Origin of the sequence: Flavobacterium hercynium (assembly GCF_002217285.1) — a bacterium.
Taxonomy (GTDB): domain Bacteria; phylum Bacteroidota; class Bacteroidia; order Flavobacteriales; family Flavobacteriaceae; genus Flavobacterium; species Flavobacterium hercynium.
On record NZ_MUGW01000025.1, the window covers coordinates 1 to 17,947 of the forward strand.

Sequence of the window (17,947 nt, forward strand, 5' to 3'; positions counted from 1 at the left end):
TAAATATACTTAAAGACTGTGATATATTTTAAAAAAAAATATCACTGTTTAAAAAAAAACAATTTTTTCTTAACCAACATGTTTAAGTTTAATTTCCTAAAAATCTGAGCAATCTAAACACTCTAACTAAAATACTAAAAATCAATACTTTAAAATCTCAAAAAACAAAAAAAAACCACACTTTCTATTACAATTCATTATTATAGATAATTTTGCAAAGAAACGAACTCACAACGTAAAAATAACTTTAAATTCCACCACTATAGGACAAAATTTCAGCATAAAAACAAGTTTTTCAAATCAAAAATAAACAATCTTTTTCTTATTTTATACAACTAAATGTCTTAAAATTTTGAAAAAAAATACTATCTTAAAAACGAAAATCTACTTAAGACCATCAAGGACATTACAAAATAACGTAATAATAGAAAAAAAACAAAACCAAAAAATAATAGATAAAGACATTTTTTAGCAAATAATTAAGAATTAATATTAATAAGCTAAAATTTTCTGAAACAAAAAAAAAGGCATGAAATCATGCCTTTTTAGAATTGTACCATAAATTAATTTGATACATTTTATAAATGAATAATACTAACTATAATTAAAAATTTACCAGCTTTACACCTAAACTAAACCATCTTGATGGAAGTGGAACTGCTCCTATTTCATAATACGTTGTATTAAATATATTTTGTGCATCTAAATATAATGTCACTTTTTTGATAGACTGACTTACTCTAAAATCATTTATCCAATATGATGGTCCTGTAACTCTTTGATTAAAACGAGTAGCAAACAATACAGTAAAATTTTTATGTTGAAAATCTACTGTATTCGTAACTTGATGTTCTAAAGAGGAAATTAGATATTTTGAAAAAACGTTAGGAATAACGTCTTCAAATTTAAACTCTAAATAAGAATACGCCAAATTAACATTAAACTTAGAATCTTCAGAAATACTTACTCTGTAATTGGCTCGCATGTTAACCCCATTGGTATTTAAGTTTCCATAGTTATTACTTTGCCAAGGGTTTGTAGTAACAGTTCTTGTCCAATCAATAAAATTGGTGATCTTTCTATAAAAGTAATTGGCATTAAAAGTAAAGTCACGTTTCAGATACTTTACACCTATTTCACTTTGAAAAGCATTTTCAGTATCTAAAGTAGGATTTCCAATATTTCCAGGACGCTGATTCAGATACAAATCTGTAAAAGATGGTATACGCTGGCTTGTCCCAATATTTCCTATTACTTTGAATGCATCCGTAATTGCATAACTCACGTCAAGTCCAGGATATACCTGCCATTTATAATCAGAATTATAATTTGCATAAGCACCTACATTCACGTCTAACTTTTCAATAAAAGTAGTTCTGTATTGTAGATACACCCCAAAATTATCGCGTTTATGCTCTCCTATATTAGAAGAACTAATATCCTCATTTCTAAACTCTGCACCAAATCCCAATTCTCCAGATTCCATTTTATAAGAATTGTTAAGTTCTGCTGCTAAAGCATTGGTGTAATGCTGACTTCTACCCGCATTTAGGTTTGTAATTCCGTAATAACGATAATCGTCATAATTATATCTGTAGCTTATTCTTGGCATCAACGACCATTTATCAGACAACCTATGTTTTGATTGTATAGCAGCAAAAGTAGTTTGTATTACTTCGCTGGAATTTTTATCACCCGGAGCAGCATAAAATCCGTTTGCGCCAAATCCGTTATTGATGTAACCAAATGAACTTAAAATTTCATTATTATCATTGACCTGATAATTTCCCTGATAGAAAAGTTTATTGTTTTCGAAATCAGTATTGTAACGGTATCCATTGCTTTTATCATGAGATGCAAAAAGAGAATGCTGGTGTTTTTCTTTACTTATAACACCGCCAACCTGAATTCCGGTACCATAAAAAGTATTCCCGGTATCTTGCGTATCTTTTTCAAAATTAGAACCTGCATACGTATTCACTAAAAATCCAGATTTGGTTGGTTTCTTGGTTATAATATTGATTGCACCAGTTAAACTATTTACTCCATAAGTAAGTGCCGCCGGACCACGAATGATTTCGATTCTCTCGATTACTTCAACCGGAATAGGTAAGTTAAGCATATTATGTGCGGTTTGCGCATCGATAATTTTTGTCCCGTTTAAGAGTACAACTGTTTGTTCAAAGCTTCCTCCATCGATACTAACGTCGGCCTGGCTTCCGAAAGGACCTCTTTGTCGCAAATCTACACCATTTGCATATTGCAAAATTTCCTGAATAGATCTTCCCGGTAATTTTTCGATTGCAACTTTGTCTATTACATAAACGTTTCTGTTCTTTTTAGAAATTGGTGTGCTAAATCTGTTTTCCTGAATAATTACTTCATCAATATTAATAGTATCCTTTTGTACCTGAGCTGATAAATTAATAGTGATAAGCCCTAGTATCGCAAAATAAAGTTTTGTCATTTGTTTTAATTTTTTGCAAAAGTAGTATCTTGCCGTACTACTAATGTATACCAGTTTTTTAAAAATGGATAGTCCGGTTCAAATTCCCTTTAAAAGTTTCATTCAGCTTAAATCTGAAGATACTACAGCGCTATATCTGCAAATCGTATTTGAGTTTATAAAAGCCATTCAAATTGGGCTACTTCCCGAAGGTACAAAACTTCCGGGAACGCGTATTTTATGCAAACTGCTTAACGTTAACAGAAACACGCTTATCAAGGCTTTTCAGGATTTAGAGCTACAAGGATGGATCGAAATTTTACCCAATAAGGGAACTTTTATTTTGTCTGAAAAACAATTAAAAAACAAACCGGAATTTATCTCCCCTTCAACCAAAAATACTTCAAAAGTCAATTCAGGTTTTACTTTTAAAAATTCTGCAATACTTGAAAATCCGAAAGAAACAAGTGACCTTCCCTATCAATTTAATGATGGATTACCCGATTTAAGACTCGTTCAGACCGATGTGCTGGCAAGGCTTTATGTTTCGAAATTAAAAAGTCAGAAAAGCTTAAAAACCTGGGAACAGATTCAAATACAATCACATTTAAATTTTAAAACGCATTTTTCAAATTTTTTAAATCTGACACGTGGCATTCGGATTTCGGCATCTAATATTCTAACAACAAGCAGTCATGAAATAAGTTTATATCTGGTCACAAAATTACTTATTTCGCCAGGTGATAAAGTTATAGTTGCTTCTCCTGGTTATTATATATCTAATATGACATTAACCGACAGCGGTGCTCATATTATTTCGATTCCGGTTGACAAAGACGGAATTAGTACGGAAAAATTAAAAGAAATTTGCCAAAAACAGCAAATACGCATTTTATACCTTACTTCAAATTACCATTATCCTACTACAACTTCTCTCAGTGCTAAGCGAAGAATGGAGGTACTAGAACTTGCCAACTTGTACGGTTTTGTTATTATAGAAGACGATTACGATTTTGATTTTCATTATGATAACAATCCAGTATTACCACTTGCTGCTTTAGACACAAATGAAAGAATTGTTTACATCGGCTCCTTTGGAAGATCATTGCCGGCTGGATTTGGATACGGATTTATTGCTGCTCCAGCTGCTTTTATAAAGGAGCTTGAAAAACATCAAAATATTTTGGAACCCGGAATAGATGTAATTAAAGAACAAGTTCTAACTGATTGGATTCGGGAAGGTGAAGTGCATCGCTTGTCTAAAAAAAACAAAAAAATATATAAAGAACGTAGGGATTATTTTGTCTCGTTATTGAAAGAGAAATTGGGTGCTAAAATAAAATTTCAAATTCCAGTTCGAGGTTTGGCTATTTGGGTAGAATGGCAAAATAAATTCAACCTGGTTCAATTGCAAAAAACATGTGCTTCAAACGGATTGTTTTTACCAAAAACGGTTTTGTATCAAACCAAAGATGTTACTGCAACACGCTTGGGCTTTGGCCATCTGGATAAAATTGAAATGGAAAACGCGATAACAATTTTAAATACTTCTCTTGAAACTATTTTGAATGACGTTCTCTAAAAAACAAATACTTTTAACTTGATTGGAATTTCATTGATAAATAAAGAAGACACTGTTTACATTGCATATATCTGACAATTATATAATTAGGTATTTTAATTCTATAAAAAAAATGCTTTCTATAGCTTTAACTTTGAAATAGAAGGAAAAAATGAATTCCAAATTCATTTAAATTTCCACACAAACGATAATCGTATTTTAATGTTTAATTCTAAAATTTAAAGTTATGGCAAGTTTATTTAACCCAGTAACTCCTGAAAATCCAGGATATTACGTCGAAAAAAAAATAACACCAATTGCAGCTAATAAAATATTATGTGCCGGAGGTGGTTCTTTCTTATTAGGAAAAGCGCTAAAACTAGTGGGTCAAAAAAAGATTGGTTCCTTTATTGGCTCATGGGCACTTCCTTTATTGGTAGTAGGCGGATACCGAAAAATTACTGATTCTTTAGATGCAGAAAGCAATAAGGGAGCAATGTAAATTAAAATTAATTCTATTATGAAAAGGGGCTATAAATATTTATAGTCCCGAGATGCTTATTATTTCTTATTCATTTTTTTGAAATTTGAGTTTACTTAAACGTTTAAGTTAACTATATTTGCACTTTGAAAACGATATAGTGAAGAGAATTTCAATTAAAGATGTAGCATTAAAAGCGGGTGTATCTATCGCTTCAGTATCTTATGTGCTTAACAATAAGATCGATAGCCGCATTAGTAAAGACACTATAGAAAAAGTTAAAAAAGCTGCTGAAGAGCTCAACTATCGCCCTAATAATGTTGCAAAAAGTCTTAAAACACAGCGTACACACATTATTGGATTAATAGTAGCCGATATTGCAAACCCTTATTTTTCGCAGATTGCCAGAATTATAGAAGATGAAGCCAACAAAATTGGCTATACGCTGTTGATAGGCAGTTCTGATGAAAATGCAGAAAAATTTGAATCGCTAATCAATATGTTTTGTGACCGTCAAGCGGATGGACTAATCATTGCTCCCGTTGAAAATACAGCAATTCATTTACAAAAATTAGAAAAGCAAAAAATGCCATTTGTGCTAATTGATCGTTTTTTAGATAATATTGACGCGAGCAGTATACAGATCAACAATTACGAAATTAGCCAAAAAGTAACGGAACATCTTATTGCCAATGGTTACAAAAATATAGTGCTTGTAGCTTATAAAACGGCATTAAAGCATTTATTACAGCGAAACTTAGGATTTGTAGATACTTTAGAAAGAGAAAAATTAAAACATCAAAATGCTGTTTTAAACATTGACAAAGATGCCATTGATGATGATATCAATTTAGGTTTGGATCATTTATTTCAATCTAAAACACAACAACCCGATGCCATATTTTTTACGAGTAATAAATTAGCGGTATCAGGACTTAAAAAATTAGTACAACTTAGTCTAAACGTTCCTACTGATGTAGCGGTTGTTGCTTTTGATGAAGCAGAGGCTTACGAGCTTTTTACTACACCCATTACATTTGTAAAACAGCCTCTTGCATTAATAGGAAGGACAGCGGTACAAATGCTGAATACCAAAATTTCAGATCGACTAACGCCAATTGAACATATTGTCCTAGAGGCTGAATTACGTATTGGTCAGTCTTCAAAACTTAAATCTACTTAACTTTTTTATTTACTACTTTGCTTAAACGTTTAATCTAACAAAAAGAAACAATTATGAAAAACCAACCCACTACCCCATCAATATTCTGTTACGGAGAAGTTCTATGGGATATCTTTCCGGAAGGAGCAAGAGCTGGCGGAGCACCGTTTAATGTAGCCTATAATTTAACCCGAATGGGAATTGACGCACACATGATAAGTCGTGTTGGAAATGACAAATTGGGTAACGATTTGATGGCTCAATTAACAGATTGGAACATTCCGACAGAAGACAGTCAGACAGATCTTGTTTACCCAACCGGAACTGTTATTGCTCATATAGATGAACATAACGAAGCACATTACGATATTATACAACCTGTTGCATGGGACTTTATTGAATTTAGAGACGATTATACTCAAAAAGTAAGCGATGCTGCTGCTTTTGTTTTTGGAAGTCTTATTACAAGAAATGCAACGTCAAGAAACACACTTTTTGAATTATTAGAAATTGCAAAATATAAAGTTTTTGATGTCAATATTCGTCCACCTTTTTCTTCATCAGAAGTGATTAAAGAGCTGCTGTATAAATCAGATTTGGTTAAAATGAATAAAGCAGAATTGAGACTTATTTTAGATTTTCTGAACAAAGAATATACTACTGAAGATGATGGAATTCGTTTTGTACAGGACACTTTCAGCATCAAAGAAATACTTGTAAGCAAAGGAAGCAAAGGGGCTGTTTACTACAATGAAAATGCCAGATTCGAAGCTCCGGCCGTTCCTGTTACCATACAAGATACTGTTGGAAGCGGTGATTCTTTTCTTGCCGGTTTTTTATCTAAAAGAATTTTGAATGCTGATCCTGAAGAAATTATGAATCAGGCCACAGCACTTGGTGCTTTTATTACATCAAAAGAAGGCGCTTGTCCTAACTATACGATCGAAGATTTCGAAAACTTTCGAAAAAAAAATGATCCAACATGGAAAACTATTTAATCGCTACTAACTATTTATTATAATGTCTGAGGCAAAATTTACCGAAAAAAAATACACCATTACCTTAATTTTTGTGATCTCCCTTTTTCTATTTTGGGCGATTGCTATAACGATGGGCGATGTATTAAATAAGCATTTCCAAAATGTACTGCATATTACAAAATCCGAATCGGGTTTGGTACAATTATCCATTTTTGGAGCTTATGCCATAATGGGAATTCCCGCGGGATTGTTCATGAAAAAATATGGCTATAAAAAAGGAGTTCTATTAGGATTGCTTCTATATGCATTGGGCGCTTTTCTTTTTGTTCCTGCTGCTCAAAACGAATCTTTTTCTTATTTTAGAATTGCTTTGTTTATTCTGGCTTCGGGACTTGCTACACTGGAAACTGTAGCACATCCGTTTGTAGCAGCTCTCGGAGACGAACGCACGAGTGATCAGCGTATTAATTTTGCTCAGTCGTTTAATGGTTTAGGCGCTATTATTGGTCCTTTGCTTGGTGGCTTTTTTATTTTAAATACAGAAGGAACAGCTGGTTTAGAATCAGTTAAAACATTGTACATGATTATTGGTGGTATCATTCTAACCATTGCTATTGCATTTTGGTTTATAAAAGTTCCCTCGCTGAAAGATGCTCATGGCGGACATGAAGATAATACTGTTGAAACTGAAAATCATGATGTAATTGTAAATGCTCCGCTATATCGTCAGAGACATTTTATGTGGGCGGTTGTGGCACAGTTTTTTAATATTGGAGCACAAGGTGGCACGTGGGCTTACTTCATCAATTATGGAGTAGAAAAAACGGGGCTTGCCGATAATCAGGTTGCCTATTATTTTTCTTTAAGTATGGCCATGATGATGATTGGTCGTTTTATAGGAACCTTTTTAATGCGCTACATTGCGCCTAATAAATTATTAGCGATCTATTGTTTAGCGAATATTGTATTGTGTCTTGTAATCTCGCAAAGTTTAGGTTGGATTTCATTTACAGCATTAATTTTACTCAACTTCTTTTTAAGTGTTATGTATCCAACAATTTTTAGTTTAGGACTAAAAAAACTGGGAAATAAAACAGAACAAGCTTCGTCTTTTTTGGTGATGGCAATGTTTGGAGGCGCAGTCTTTCCTCCTATTATGGGATTAGTAGCCAACACAAATATTGCGTATGCTTATCTTTTGCCAATTATTTGTTATCTTGTAATCTTTCTGTTTGCTGTACAATTTTCTAAGCCTAAAACACTTGGAATGCTAGTTCAAAAATAAATCTCTTAAAATAAAATTACATGAATATAAAATTTGGTGCATCACTACTCTCATGGATAACTCCGATTTGGACAGAAGAAGCTGGTCAATATGCTATAAAAAAAACAGCTCAGGCTGGTTTTGACTTAATCGAAATTCTCTTGCCAATCGATATGGAAATCGACGCTGTTGCTGTAAAAAAACAACTTAGCGATAACAAAATTGATGTAGTCTGCTCACTAAATTTACCTAAAGAAGCACATATTCCGTTTTATCCAAGGGGAGCTTCTGAGTTGATTTTTAAAGCCCTGGAAAAAACGGCTGAATTAGAAAGTACTTTTTTAGGAGGTGTTCTGCATAGCGGTATTGGCGTATTTTCCGGTAATCCGCTTACATCAGCAGAGAAAGATATTGTCGTGAATGTATTGGGCGAAGCTGCACTTTATGCTGAAAAACTCGGTATAACGATTGGTATAGAACCTATAAACAGATACGAAAGTTATGTTTGTAATACGGCTGCCAATGTTTTGGAAGTCATTGAACAAACAAATGCTCCAAACCTTGCTGTTCATCTTGATACTTTTCACATGAATATTGAAGAAAACAATTTTTACGATCCGATAATAGCAGCAGGTTCAAAGCTTAAGCACATACATATCACCGAAAGTCACCGTGGTATGTTAGGCGAAGGAAATGTAAATTGGGATCAGTTTGTTGACGCCTTAAAGACTATAAATTTTGATGGAAATTTGGTACTAGAAAATTTTTCATCTTCTATAACGGGAATGCAACAAGCCGTTTCATTATGGCAACCTTCCCTTTATAATGCTCAGGATTTAGCCGTGGGAAGCTTACATTTCATCAAAGAAAAAATTAAAAACACGATATAAATTATTATTGCTTATAATTTTAAACATATTAAAAAGGGAGAAATGTAAAATACATTTCTCCCTTTTTCAATTATTATTTAATGCTGAAAAGTAATTATATTTTTCAATATATAATTACTTTTCAGCAGGAATAACGCACAATAAAGCTTAATTTTGCACGCTTACAAATTTTTACCCCATACGATTTTTAGAATCGAATCATTATGAACGTACCTTACTATTCTCTAAAAAAATATTTTGATCACAAAAATACACCTTGCCTTTCTTTTAATGTTTATGATCTTAAAGAATTAGAAAGTTATAACGAAGAACTCCTGCACCGAAATGATTATTTTCAGGTTATATTTTTAGACAGCGGCACACTCGAACAACATATCGAACTTAATACGTATGAATTAAATCCAACCACTATTTCGATTGTTTTTCCGCATCAAATTACTTCTTTAAAAAATCTCGAAAACGCAAAAGGTATTGTAATTCAGTTTGATGAAGTCCTTTTTTGTTCTGATTTATTAAAAAATGAGCTCATTGCGTATAGCAGCGACTTAATCAATAAACTCAATCATATCGAACTTGATGAAAAAAAACATCAGGAAATTCACAAACACGCCCGTCAGATAAAATCGTTATTTGATGATCTTTCTCCCATCAAAAAAGAACAGATTCGGTTTTTTATTAAAATCATGCTTTTAGAAATCATAGAAGCAGCTCATCAAAATATCAACGGCTACAGTGGTCCGGAAGAACTGGATCATTACGCTAAGTTTAAAACACTCATCGAAGCTAACTTTTTGGAAAACAGAACCGTATCGTTCTATGCAGGGAAATTGCAGTTAACTACTAAAAAACTCAATGAAGTCTGTAAAAACAAGACTGGAATAACAGCACTTCAAATTATTCATGAGCGCATTCTCGTAGAAATAAAAAGGCTGTTATTGTTTTCAGGAAAAAGTCATAAAGAAATCGCATTTACACTGGGATTCGACTCTCCATCGGCATTAAATAAGTTTGTTTATTCAAAATTACAGGAAACACCAAGCGAATTAAAAGAAGAACTTTCCCGAATTTACAAGTATTAGGATTTTTTTTATAAGCCCAGCCCCAACCTCCCGAAGTACATTTGCCGTATTAAAAAACAACTATGAGCAAATTATTTTTAGCCGGAGAAGTTTTCCACGGTGCCGGAACACTTTCAGAATTAAAAAACATTAACGGTAAAAAGGCATTTATTGTAATTGGAGGAAGCTCTGTTAAGAAAAACGGAGCATTAGACAGAGCATTAGCTTACTTAAAAGAAGCTAACATTGAAACTGCTATTTTTGAAGGAGTTGAAGAAGATCCGTCTGCTGAGACTTGTTTTAAAGGAGCTGAAGCTTTTCGTGATTTTCAACCAGACTGGATCATTGGATTAGGTGGTTGTTCAGCAATCGATGCAGCAAAAATGATGTGGGTATTTTATGAATATCCGGACGCTGATTTTGATGCTATGACTAAACCTTTTGGTGTACCAACTTTACGTAAAAAAGCAAAATTTGTTGCTATTCCAACAACAAGCGGTACAGGAACTGAAATGACTGGTTTAGCAGTAATTACAGATAGAAACAAAGGGGTTAAATATCCAATTGTATCGTATGAATTAACACCGGACATTGCTATTGTTGATGGTGAATTGTGTGCTTCTATGCCACAAAACGTAACTGCAAATACAGGTTTAGATGCTCTTACACATTGTGTTGAAGCTTATGTATCTAACATTGATGATAATTATGCTGATGCGCTTTGCAAGGGTGGTTTAGAATTGGTTTTTAACAATTTAAAAACTGCTGTTGCAGAACCAGACAATTTAGTAGCAAGACAAAACATGCACGATGCTTCTTGTATGGGTGGATTTGCATTTACAAACGTATGGTTAGGAATTGTACATTCTTTATCACATCAGGTTGGTGCTTTATTTGGTGTTCCTCACGGATGTTCCAATGCTATTTTCCTTCCAAACGTAATTCGTTACAATGCAAAGGTAAGCAACCGTTTTCCTGATCTTGCCAGAGTAATTGGAAAAGAAACTGCTGAAGATTTAGCACAGGCTATTGAAGCTTTAAGACTTGATATTAACAATATTGGTTCTATCAAAGCATTTGGTGTTTCGCAAGAAGATTGGGATAAAAATCTTGATTATATGGCTGCAAACGCTTTGGCAGATCCTTGTACAGGTTTTAACCCAAGAAAAACAACTGTTGAAGATTTAAAAGCAATCTACCAGGCTTGTTATAATGGTGAAGTTGTAAATTTCTAATATTAAACAAGAAATTTCAAAATCAAAAAGACCTTCAAATAATTTTGAAGGTCTTTTTTTATACAAGAATTTAAATATTATTTTGAAGTACAGCCAGAATCTTTTGAAACGTATCCTGACCTTCACTATCCAAGTAAGAAGTGGCCGTATTTATCAACGATTGAATATTATCTGTTTCCACATTATCCATTTTAGATTGTGCTCTGGTTATAGTCGGTTCTAATCTATAATACGTCAACCCTGCATTTGTAAATCCTAATAATTGCTGACTTGAAACTAATTGTACAGATTCTGTAATTATATTGATTACAGCACCACGACCATTTTCTGTTCCGGATAAGTCGCTCAAATTGCTGGCAATCCAAGGAATATAGCCCCAATTTCCATTATCAGGATCAGGATCACCCTGATGTTGCGTTATTAATCCTGCTCCGCTTGGGTAAGAACCAGTTCCTAATGAAATAACTACAATATCACTTAACGAAGAAGCTAACTTAGTTCTAAAAGCTTCACTGATCGCCCAAACTGCCGGATTATTAGACATTACACCACCATCCAGTGCCCATCTTTCATTTGCTGATGAATTAAAACCACCGCCTCCACCTAATTTCCCAACAGGAAAATATGTCGGAGCAGCACTTGTAGCACGTGCAGCTTCCCAAACTTTATAATCATCCCCGGGACTCAGCGAAGCATCCAGCCAATTGAATAAATAGGGTCCATAATCCTGTCCTAAAACCGGATTTGGAATTGCACTTCCGTCACTGTTTACGGTATAACTGGTTGTAAAAACATGCTTCGTTCTGCCTTTCAGCGTATTTTCCATATTAGATTTAGCATCTGTTAGGCTACTTGTACCATATTTCGACTGTAAATACGGTTCTATACCATTTCCGTTTCCATCATCTCCATAATAAAGCGAATACATATCTTCTATCCAAGAGGACTGAGAAACAAAAATACTTGTTCCATCCTCTTTATAAATATTAAAAACTCCTTGTGCAGTAAAAGGAGCAGATCCATTTATCGGAGAAGTCAAAGCAGTTGCAATAATTCCGCCTGTTGAAGTTCCGCCAATGATATCAAAGATTTCATAGCATGATTTTCCTGTTTCTTTTTCAATTTGTGTTAAAAAATACGAAGGTATAAGACCTTTTATGCCACCTCCGTCTACCGTTAAAATAATTACTTTGCTCATTTTTATATATTTTCATAATTAATTGTTATCCAGATATTTAACTCCTTCATTTTTTCAAGGATCGAACTTATGCTTTTTTTCGCGGTTACTTGCAGGTAAAAATACTCGTTTATAAGTTTTACATTACAAGAAAATCTCTTTATTTGCAAAACATATTTTTTACACAATACAATACTTTCTCTTATATTTGAAAAATTGCACTTTGGTCTTTTATGCTAATTCCCTTCGTAAAACGAGCAAACACAAGGGGAATAATTCATAATGATACCTTCTTAAAAACATTGGCGTACCCTAAATATTGAATTTATATCGAAATTTGTTAACTGAATATTTACTAAAACCTAACCCTTAATGATACTCAAAAAACTACCCTACCTATTCGTTGCGGCGTTGCTTGTTTCATGTTCCTCAAAACAATATGAATTAATCGATGACGGAATTATTGTTAACATTAAACAAAATAGTAAAACCGACGTTCAAAAAGTGCGTATTCAGGTTTTACAAAATGAGTTGATTCACATTTCTGCAACGCCTGATAGTGAGTTCCCAAAAGATTCTACTTTGATCATTGTTCCGGGAATTAAAACAGTACCTTTTACAGTAGAAACAGATAATCCGGATTCTATCGCAGTGGTAACTTCGAAATTGAAAGTATTGGTTTCTAAAGCTAATGGAGGTGTTAACTTCAAAGACAAAAACGGAAAAACAATTTTAAAAGAAAAGTCAAGAGATTTTACGCCTATTGAAGTTGAAGGAACAAAAGGATATTCTATTCGCCAGATTTTTGATTCTCCTGCTGATGAAAGTTTTCACGGTTTAGGACAACATCAGGCAGATGAATTTAACTATAAAGGAAAAAACGAAGAATTGTTTCAATACAACACTAAAGTTTCAGTTCCGTTTATTGTTTCCAATAAAAACTACGGAATTTTATGGGACAGTTACTCTTTGAGTCGTTTTGGTGAAAGTCGTCCTTACGAGCAATTAAACAAAGTTTTCAAATTATATGATAAAAAAGGAAAACAAGGTTCTTTAACCGGAAACTATGTTTCGAATGAAAAAGATGTCGCTAATATTGAGCGCGCAGAAGAATCTATTTTCTTTGAAGACATCAAAAGCATTAAAAAATTACCTGAAAATTTTCCATTAAAAAAAGCTGACGTTACCTATGAAGGAGAAATCGAAGCACCGGAAAATGGTACTTATAAATTTACTTTGTATTATGCCGGTTATGTAAAAGTATATTTGAACAACGAACTAGTGGTTCCTGAAAGATGGAGAACAGCTTGGAATCCTAATAGTTACAAATTCTCTTTACCATTAGAAGCAGGAAAACGTGTTCCGTTACGTATTGAATGGAAACCTGATGGTGGAAAATCATATTGTGGTTTACGTGTATTGACTCCTCAACCAGCTGAAGAAAAAGACAATCAGGTTTGGTGGAGTGAAATGAATAAAAAATTAGATTATTATTTCGTTTACGGAACGACTACAGATCAAATAATTAAAGGATACAGAACCTTGACAGGAAAATCTCAAATTATGCCAAAATGGGCAATGGGATACTGGCAAAGTCGTGAGCGCTACAAAACGCAAGATGAAATTCTGGGAAGTTTAAAAGAATTTAGAAAACGTAAAATTCCAATTGACAACATTGTTTTAGACTGGAATTACTGGGAAGAAGATTCTTGGGGAAGTCATAAATTCGATAAAAATCGTTTTCCAAATCCGCAAGGAATGGTTGATTCTATTCATGCTATGAATGGAAAAATGATGATCTCGGTTTGGCCAAAATTCTACAGAACCACAGATAATTTCAAAGAATTTGATAAAAAAGGCTGGATGTACCAACAAGCGGTAAAAGACAGCGTTCGTGACTGGGTTGGACCTGGTTATGTAGGTTCATTTTATGATGCGTATTCTGGAGGTGCCCGTAAATTATTCTGGAAACAAATCTATGATAATTTATATCCGTTAAAAATCGATGCATGGTGGATGGATGCCAGCGAACCAAACGTGTTGGATTGTACAGATATGGAATATCGTAAAGCATTATGTGGCCCAACAGCTTTAGGTTCTTCAACAGAATTTTTTAATACGTATGCTTTAATGAACGCTGAAGCGATCTATGATGGTCAGCGTAGTGTAGAACCAAACAAAAGGGTGTTCTTATTAACACGCTCTGGTTTCGCAGGTTTACAGCGTTATTCTACAGCAACATGGAGTGGTGATATCGCAACACGTTGGGAAGATATGAAAGCACAAATTTCTGCAGGATTAAATTTTGCAGTAAGTGGTATTCCGTATTGGACAATGGATATTGGAGGATTCTGTGTAGAAGATCGTTATGTAGCAGGACAACAGCAATACGACAAAGGCGGCAAAGAAAATGCCGATTATAAAGAATGGAGAGAGTTAAATGCACGTTGGTTCCAGTTTGGTGCTTTTGCGCCATTGTACAGAGCACACGGACAATTTCCTTTCCGTGAACCGTGGAATATTGCACCAGAATCGCACCCGGCTTACAAATCGATTTTGTACTATACCAATTTGCGTTACCGCTTAATGCCGTACATCTACACGATGGCTGGAATGACGTATTTTGATGATTACACCATTATGAGACCTTTGTTTATGGATTTTCCAAAAGACAAAAAAGTACAAAACACAAGCGATCAGTTTATGTTTGGACCTGCATTTATGGTTTCACCGGTTTACAAATATGGAGCTCGTAACCGTAGCGTTTACTTCCCGGAAGGAACAAACTGGTTTGATTTCTACACTGGAAAATACATTAAAGGCGGACAACAAGTAACTGTTGATGCTCCTTACGAACGTATTCCGTTGCACATCCGTGAAGGTTCTATAATTCCTGTTGGCCCTGAAATGCAGTATACAACGGAGAAAAAAGCAGACAAAATTGTATTGTATGTTTATATGGGACAAGATGGAAAATTCTCTTTATACGAAGATGAAAACGAGAATTACAACTACGAAAAAGGACAATTCGGGAAAATTGATTTTACTTATAATGAAGCCTCTGGAAAATTAGCAATCGGTGCTCAAAAAGGTAAATTCAACGGAATGCTTAAAAATCGTAAATTCATTATCGTTGCAGTTAGCAAAGACAAACCTCAGGCATTTAATTATGATGCAAAAGGTAAAGAAATTAACTACGACGGAAAACAACAAATAATCTCATTAAAATAAATAGTTTAGAAGTTTACAGTTAGGTTAAGTTAGAAATAAAAAGGAGTTTATATAAACATTTGATGTTTTGTAAGCTCCTTTTTTAATTGTGAATTTTGAGTTTTGAATTATGAATTTCTAGCATATGGGTTACAAACTAAAAACTAACTAACTAACTAACTAAAAACAACAAACCAAAAACAACAAACAGCAAAGAATGAAAAAAATATTCCTTATACTAACCGTAGCGTTGCTTTATGCCGCTAATGGTTATGCTCAGACATTGCCTTATCTGAACGAAAAACTAACTCTGGATGAACGTGTTAAAGATGCGCTTTCGCGAATGACGTTAGAAGAAAAAGTAGCTCTTTGTCATGCACAGAGTAAATTTAGTATTCCGGGAGTACCGCGTTTGGGAATTCGTGAATTATGGATGAGCGACGGACCGCATGGTGTTCACGAAGAACAATTGTGGAATGCCTGGGATGGCGCAGGCTGGACAAACGATTCCTGTACTGCTTTCCCTGCCCTAACCTGTCTTGCTGCTTCGTGGAATAAAGAACTTTCTGCTTCTTACGGTCGTGCGATTGGCGAAGAAGCACGTTTTCGTAATAAAGATGTCCTATTAGCTCCAGGTGTAAATATTTATCGTACGCCTCTAAACGGACGTAATTTTGAATATCTCGGCGAAGATCCCTTTTTGGCTTCTCAAATGGTAGTGCCTTATATTATCGAGGTTCAAAAAAATGGTGTGGCTGCTTGTGTAAAACATTTTGCAGTCAACAATCAGGAAACAAATCGTTTGCAGGTAAATGTTACGCTGAGCGATCGTGCGTTACACGAAATTTATCTTCCCGCTTTTAAAGCTGCTGTACAGCAAGGCGGTTCCTGGAGTATTATGGGTGCCTACAATAAAGTTCGTGGCGAACATGCTTGCCACAGTGATTTACTATTGAATAAAATATTAAAAAAAGACTGGGCTTTTGATGGTGTTGTCGTTTCAGATTGGGGTGGCGTTCATAATACCAAAGAAGCTGCTTTAAACGGATTAGATATTGAAATGGGTTCTTATACCAATGGTTTAACAACGGAGTCAAAATTTACCTATAATGATTACTTTTTGGCAGATCCCTACTTAAAAATGCTGAAAGATGGTACCGTTCCCATGAGCACTGTTGATGATAAAGCAAGCCGAATTTTAAAACTAATTTTCCGCACATCAATGAATCGCAACCGACCTTGGGGAAGTTTTGCTAATGAAGAACACCACAACGTAGCCAGAACGATTGCTGAAGACGGAATCGTTTTATTGAAAAATGACGCAACTCCAAAAAAGAAAGCCTTATTACCATTAGACGCAGCACAATATAAAAAGATCTTGGTTGTAGGAGAAAATGCTACCAAAAACCTGATGGATGGCGGTGGTTCTTCTACCCTTAAAGTGAAACAAAACAGCACACCACTTGCAGGTTTACAACTTATGTATGGTGACAAAATTGTTTATACAAAAGGATATGAAAGCGGTCGCCCTTTTTACGACCGAATTGATGAAATTCCACAAACTAAGTTAGATTCTTTACGTAAAGAAGCAATACGTCAGGCAAAAACAGCCGATATCGTGATTTTTGTTGGAGGTTTAAACAAAAACTTTCAACAAGACAGCGAAGGCGGTGATCGTGCATCGTATGAACTTCCGTTTGGTCAAAATGAGTTAATTAACGAATTGGTTGCTGTAAATCCCAATTTAGTATTGGTGCTCGTGAGCGGAAACGCCGTAGCAATGCCGTGGGTCAAAAAAGTACCTACCATCGTTCAGGCTTGGTTTCTGGGATCAGAAGCTGGAAATGCATTGGCAAATGTGATGAGCGGAAAAGTAAATCCGAGTGGAAAATTGCCTTTCTCCTTCCCTATAAAATTAGAAGATTGTGGCGCTCATGCTTTTGATAAAACCGTTTTCCCTGGAGATGCTAATGTCGAATACAAAGAAGATATTTTAGTTGGATATCGTTGGTATGATACTAAAAATATTCCAGTACTTTTTCCTTTCGGACATGGTTTGAGCTATACCAATTTTAAATACGGAAAAGCTACTGTTTCTGCAAAAACAATTACAAATACTGAAACACTTCAAGTTAGTTTAAGCGTTAAGAATACAGGAAAAAATGCAGGAAAAGAAATTGTTCAGCTGTACATCAGAGACGAAAAATCTGCTTTGCCAAGACCAATAAAAGAATTGAAAGGCTTTGAGAAAATACATTTAAATGCAGGTGAAGAAAAAACAGTACATTTTACAATCGACAAAACTGCGCTTTCTTATTATGACGATGCAAAAAAAGAATGGATCGCTGAACCCGGAAAATTTGATGTTTTAATCGGTGCTTCTGCTACAGACATTCGTGCAACAGCTAGTTTTATTCTGAAATAACAACTAATATTGTATTCTTAAAGCCGTTTTTATCAGCAATGAAACCTTGTAACCGATT

12 protein-coding genes are annotated in these 17,947 nt (G+C 34.4%); 10 read left to right on the forward strand and 2 right to left on the reverse strand.

Annotated elements, in window-relative coordinates; translation table 11 throughout:
- Positions 1 to 604: 604 nt before the first annotated feature.
- Positions 605 to 2,467 (reverse strand): TonB-dependent receptor plug domain-containing protein, encoded by a 1,863-nt coding sequence (locus B0A66_RS12370; RefSeq protein ID WP_089050154.1) that lies wholly within the window; start codon positions 2,465 to 2,467, stop codon positions 605 to 607.
- A 64-nt stretch (positions 2,468 to 2,531) separates the two neighbouring features.
- Here B0A66_RS12370 and B0A66_RS12375 point away from each other — a divergent pair, with 64 nt between their 5' ends.
- The 8 genes from B0A66_RS12375 (at position 2,532) to B0A66_RS12410 (ending at position 11,077) form a co-directional block, all read left to right on the forward strand.
- On the forward strand, positions 2,532 to 4,028 hold the full coding sequence (locus B0A66_RS12375) for an aminotransferase-like domain-containing protein (RefSeq protein ID WP_089050285.1): 1,497 nt from the start codon (positions 2,532 to 2,534) through the stop codon (positions 4,026 to 4,028).
- A 226-nt stretch (positions 4,029 to 4,254) separates the two neighbouring features.
- Positions 4,255 to 4,509: a hypothetical protein gene (locus B0A66_RS12380; RefSeq protein ID WP_089050155.1), complete on the forward strand. Its 255-nt coding sequence runs from the start codon at positions 4,255 to 4,257 to the stop codon at positions 4,507 to 4,509.
- Between the two features lie 139 nt (positions 4,510 to 4,648).
- Positions 4,649 to 5,671: a LacI family DNA-binding transcriptional regulator gene (locus tag B0A66_RS12385; protein ID WP_089050156.1), complete on the forward strand. Its 1,023-nt coding sequence runs from the start codon at positions 4,649 to 4,651 to the stop codon at positions 5,669 to 5,671.
- A 53-nt stretch (positions 5,672 to 5,724) separates the two neighbouring features.
- Positions 5,725 to 6,648 (forward strand): carbohydrate kinase family protein, encoded by a 924-nt coding sequence (locus tag B0A66_RS12390; protein ID WP_089050157.1) that lies wholly within the window; start codon positions 5,725 to 5,727, stop codon positions 6,646 to 6,648.
- Positions 6,649 to 6,670: 22 nt separating this feature from the next.
- The gene (locus B0A66_RS12395; RefSeq protein ID WP_089050158.1) at positions 6,671 to 7,915 is read left to right on the forward strand and encodes a sugar MFS transporter; all 1,245 of its coding nucleotides are present in this window, start codon (positions 6,671 to 6,673) and stop codon (positions 7,913 to 7,915) included.
- 20 nt (positions 7,916 to 7,935) lie between these two features.
- Positions 7,936 to 8,784 (forward strand): sugar phosphate isomerase/epimerase family protein, encoded by an 849-nt coding sequence (locus tag B0A66_RS12400; RefSeq protein WP_089050159.1) that lies wholly within the window; start codon positions 7,936 to 7,938, stop codon positions 8,782 to 8,784.
- A 203-nt stretch (positions 8,785 to 8,987) separates the two neighbouring features.
- Positions 8,988 to 9,863, forward strand: coding sequence for a helix-turn-helix domain-containing protein (locus B0A66_RS12405; protein WP_089050160.1), 876 nt, complete (start codon positions 8,988 to 8,990; stop codon positions 9,861 to 9,863).
- A 62-nt stretch (positions 9,864 to 9,925) separates the two neighbouring features.
- Positions 9,926 to 11,077 carry an iron-containing alcohol dehydrogenase gene (locus B0A66_RS12410; protein ID WP_089050161.1) on the forward strand — a complete coding sequence of 384 codons (1,152 nt, stop codon included), beginning with the start codon at positions 9,926 to 9,928 and terminating at the stop codon, positions 11,075 to 11,077.
- Positions 11,078 to 11,147: 70 nt separating this feature from the next.
- On the opposite strand, the gene B0A66_RS12415 is transcribed toward B0A66_RS12410, so the two are convergent.
- The gene (locus B0A66_RS12415) at positions 11,148 to 12,275 is read right to left on the reverse strand and encodes a patatin-like phospholipase family protein (protein ID WP_089050162.1); all 1,128 of its coding nucleotides are present in this window, start codon (positions 12,273 to 12,275) and stop codon (positions 11,148 to 11,150) included.
- Positions 12,276 to 12,626: 351 nt separating this feature from the next.
- On the opposite strand from B0A66_RS12415, the gene B0A66_RS12420 reads away from it, so the two are divergent.
- Positions 12,627 to 15,485 carry a TIM-barrel domain-containing protein gene (locus B0A66_RS12420; RefSeq protein WP_089050163.1) on the forward strand — a complete coding sequence of 953 codons (2,859 nt, stop codon included), beginning with the start codon at positions 12,627 to 12,629 and terminating at the stop codon, positions 15,483 to 15,485.
- Between the two features lie 196 nt (positions 15,486 to 15,681).
- Positions 15,682 to 17,889 (forward strand): beta-glucosidase, encoded by a 2,208-nt coding sequence (locus B0A66_RS12425; protein ID WP_089050164.1) that lies wholly within the window; start codon positions 15,682 to 15,684, stop codon positions 17,887 to 17,889.
- Positions 17,890 to 17,947: the final 58 nt, after the last annotated feature.

Coding starts and splice junctions, on each gene's coding strand:
- B0A66_RS12370 (WP_089050154.1), bottom strand. CDS start 2,467: ATGACAAAACTTTATTTTGCGATACTAGGGCTTATCACTATTAATTTA.
- B0A66_RS12375 (WP_089050285.1), top strand. CDS start 2,532: ATGGATAGTCCGGTTCAAATTCCCTTTAAAAGTTTCATTCAGCTTAAA.
- B0A66_RS12380 (WP_089050155.1), top strand. CDS start 4,255: ATGGCAAGTTTATTTAACCCAGTAACTCCTGAAAATCCAGGATATTAC.
- B0A66_RS12390 (WP_089050157.1), top strand. CDS start 5,725: ATGAAAAACCAACCCACTACCCCATCAATATTCTGTTACGGAGAAGTT.
- B0A66_RS12395 (WP_089050158.1), top strand. CDS start 6,671: ATGTCTGAGGCAAAATTTACCGAAAAAAAATACACCATTACCTTAATT.
- B0A66_RS12400 (WP_089050159.1), top strand. CDS start 7,936: ATGAATATAAAATTTGGTGCATCACTACTCTCATGGATAACTCCGATT.
- B0A66_RS12405 (WP_089050160.1), top strand. CDS start 8,988: ATGAACGTACCTTACTATTCTCTAAAAAAATATTTTGATCACAAAAAT.
- B0A66_RS12410 (WP_089050161.1), top strand. CDS start 9,926: ATGAGCAAATTATTTTTAGCCGGAGAAGTTTTCCACGGTGCCGGAACA.
- B0A66_RS12415 (WP_089050162.1), bottom strand. CDS start 12,275: ATGAGCAAAGTAATTATTTTAACGGTAGACGGAGGTGGCATAAAAGGT.
- B0A66_RS12420 (WP_089050163.1), top strand. CDS start 12,627: ATGATACTCAAAAAACTACCCTACCTATTCGTTGCGGCGTTGCTTGTT.
- B0A66_RS12425 (WP_089050164.1), top strand. CDS start 15,682: ATGAAAAAAATATTCCTTATACTAACCGTAGCGTTGCTTTATGCCGCT.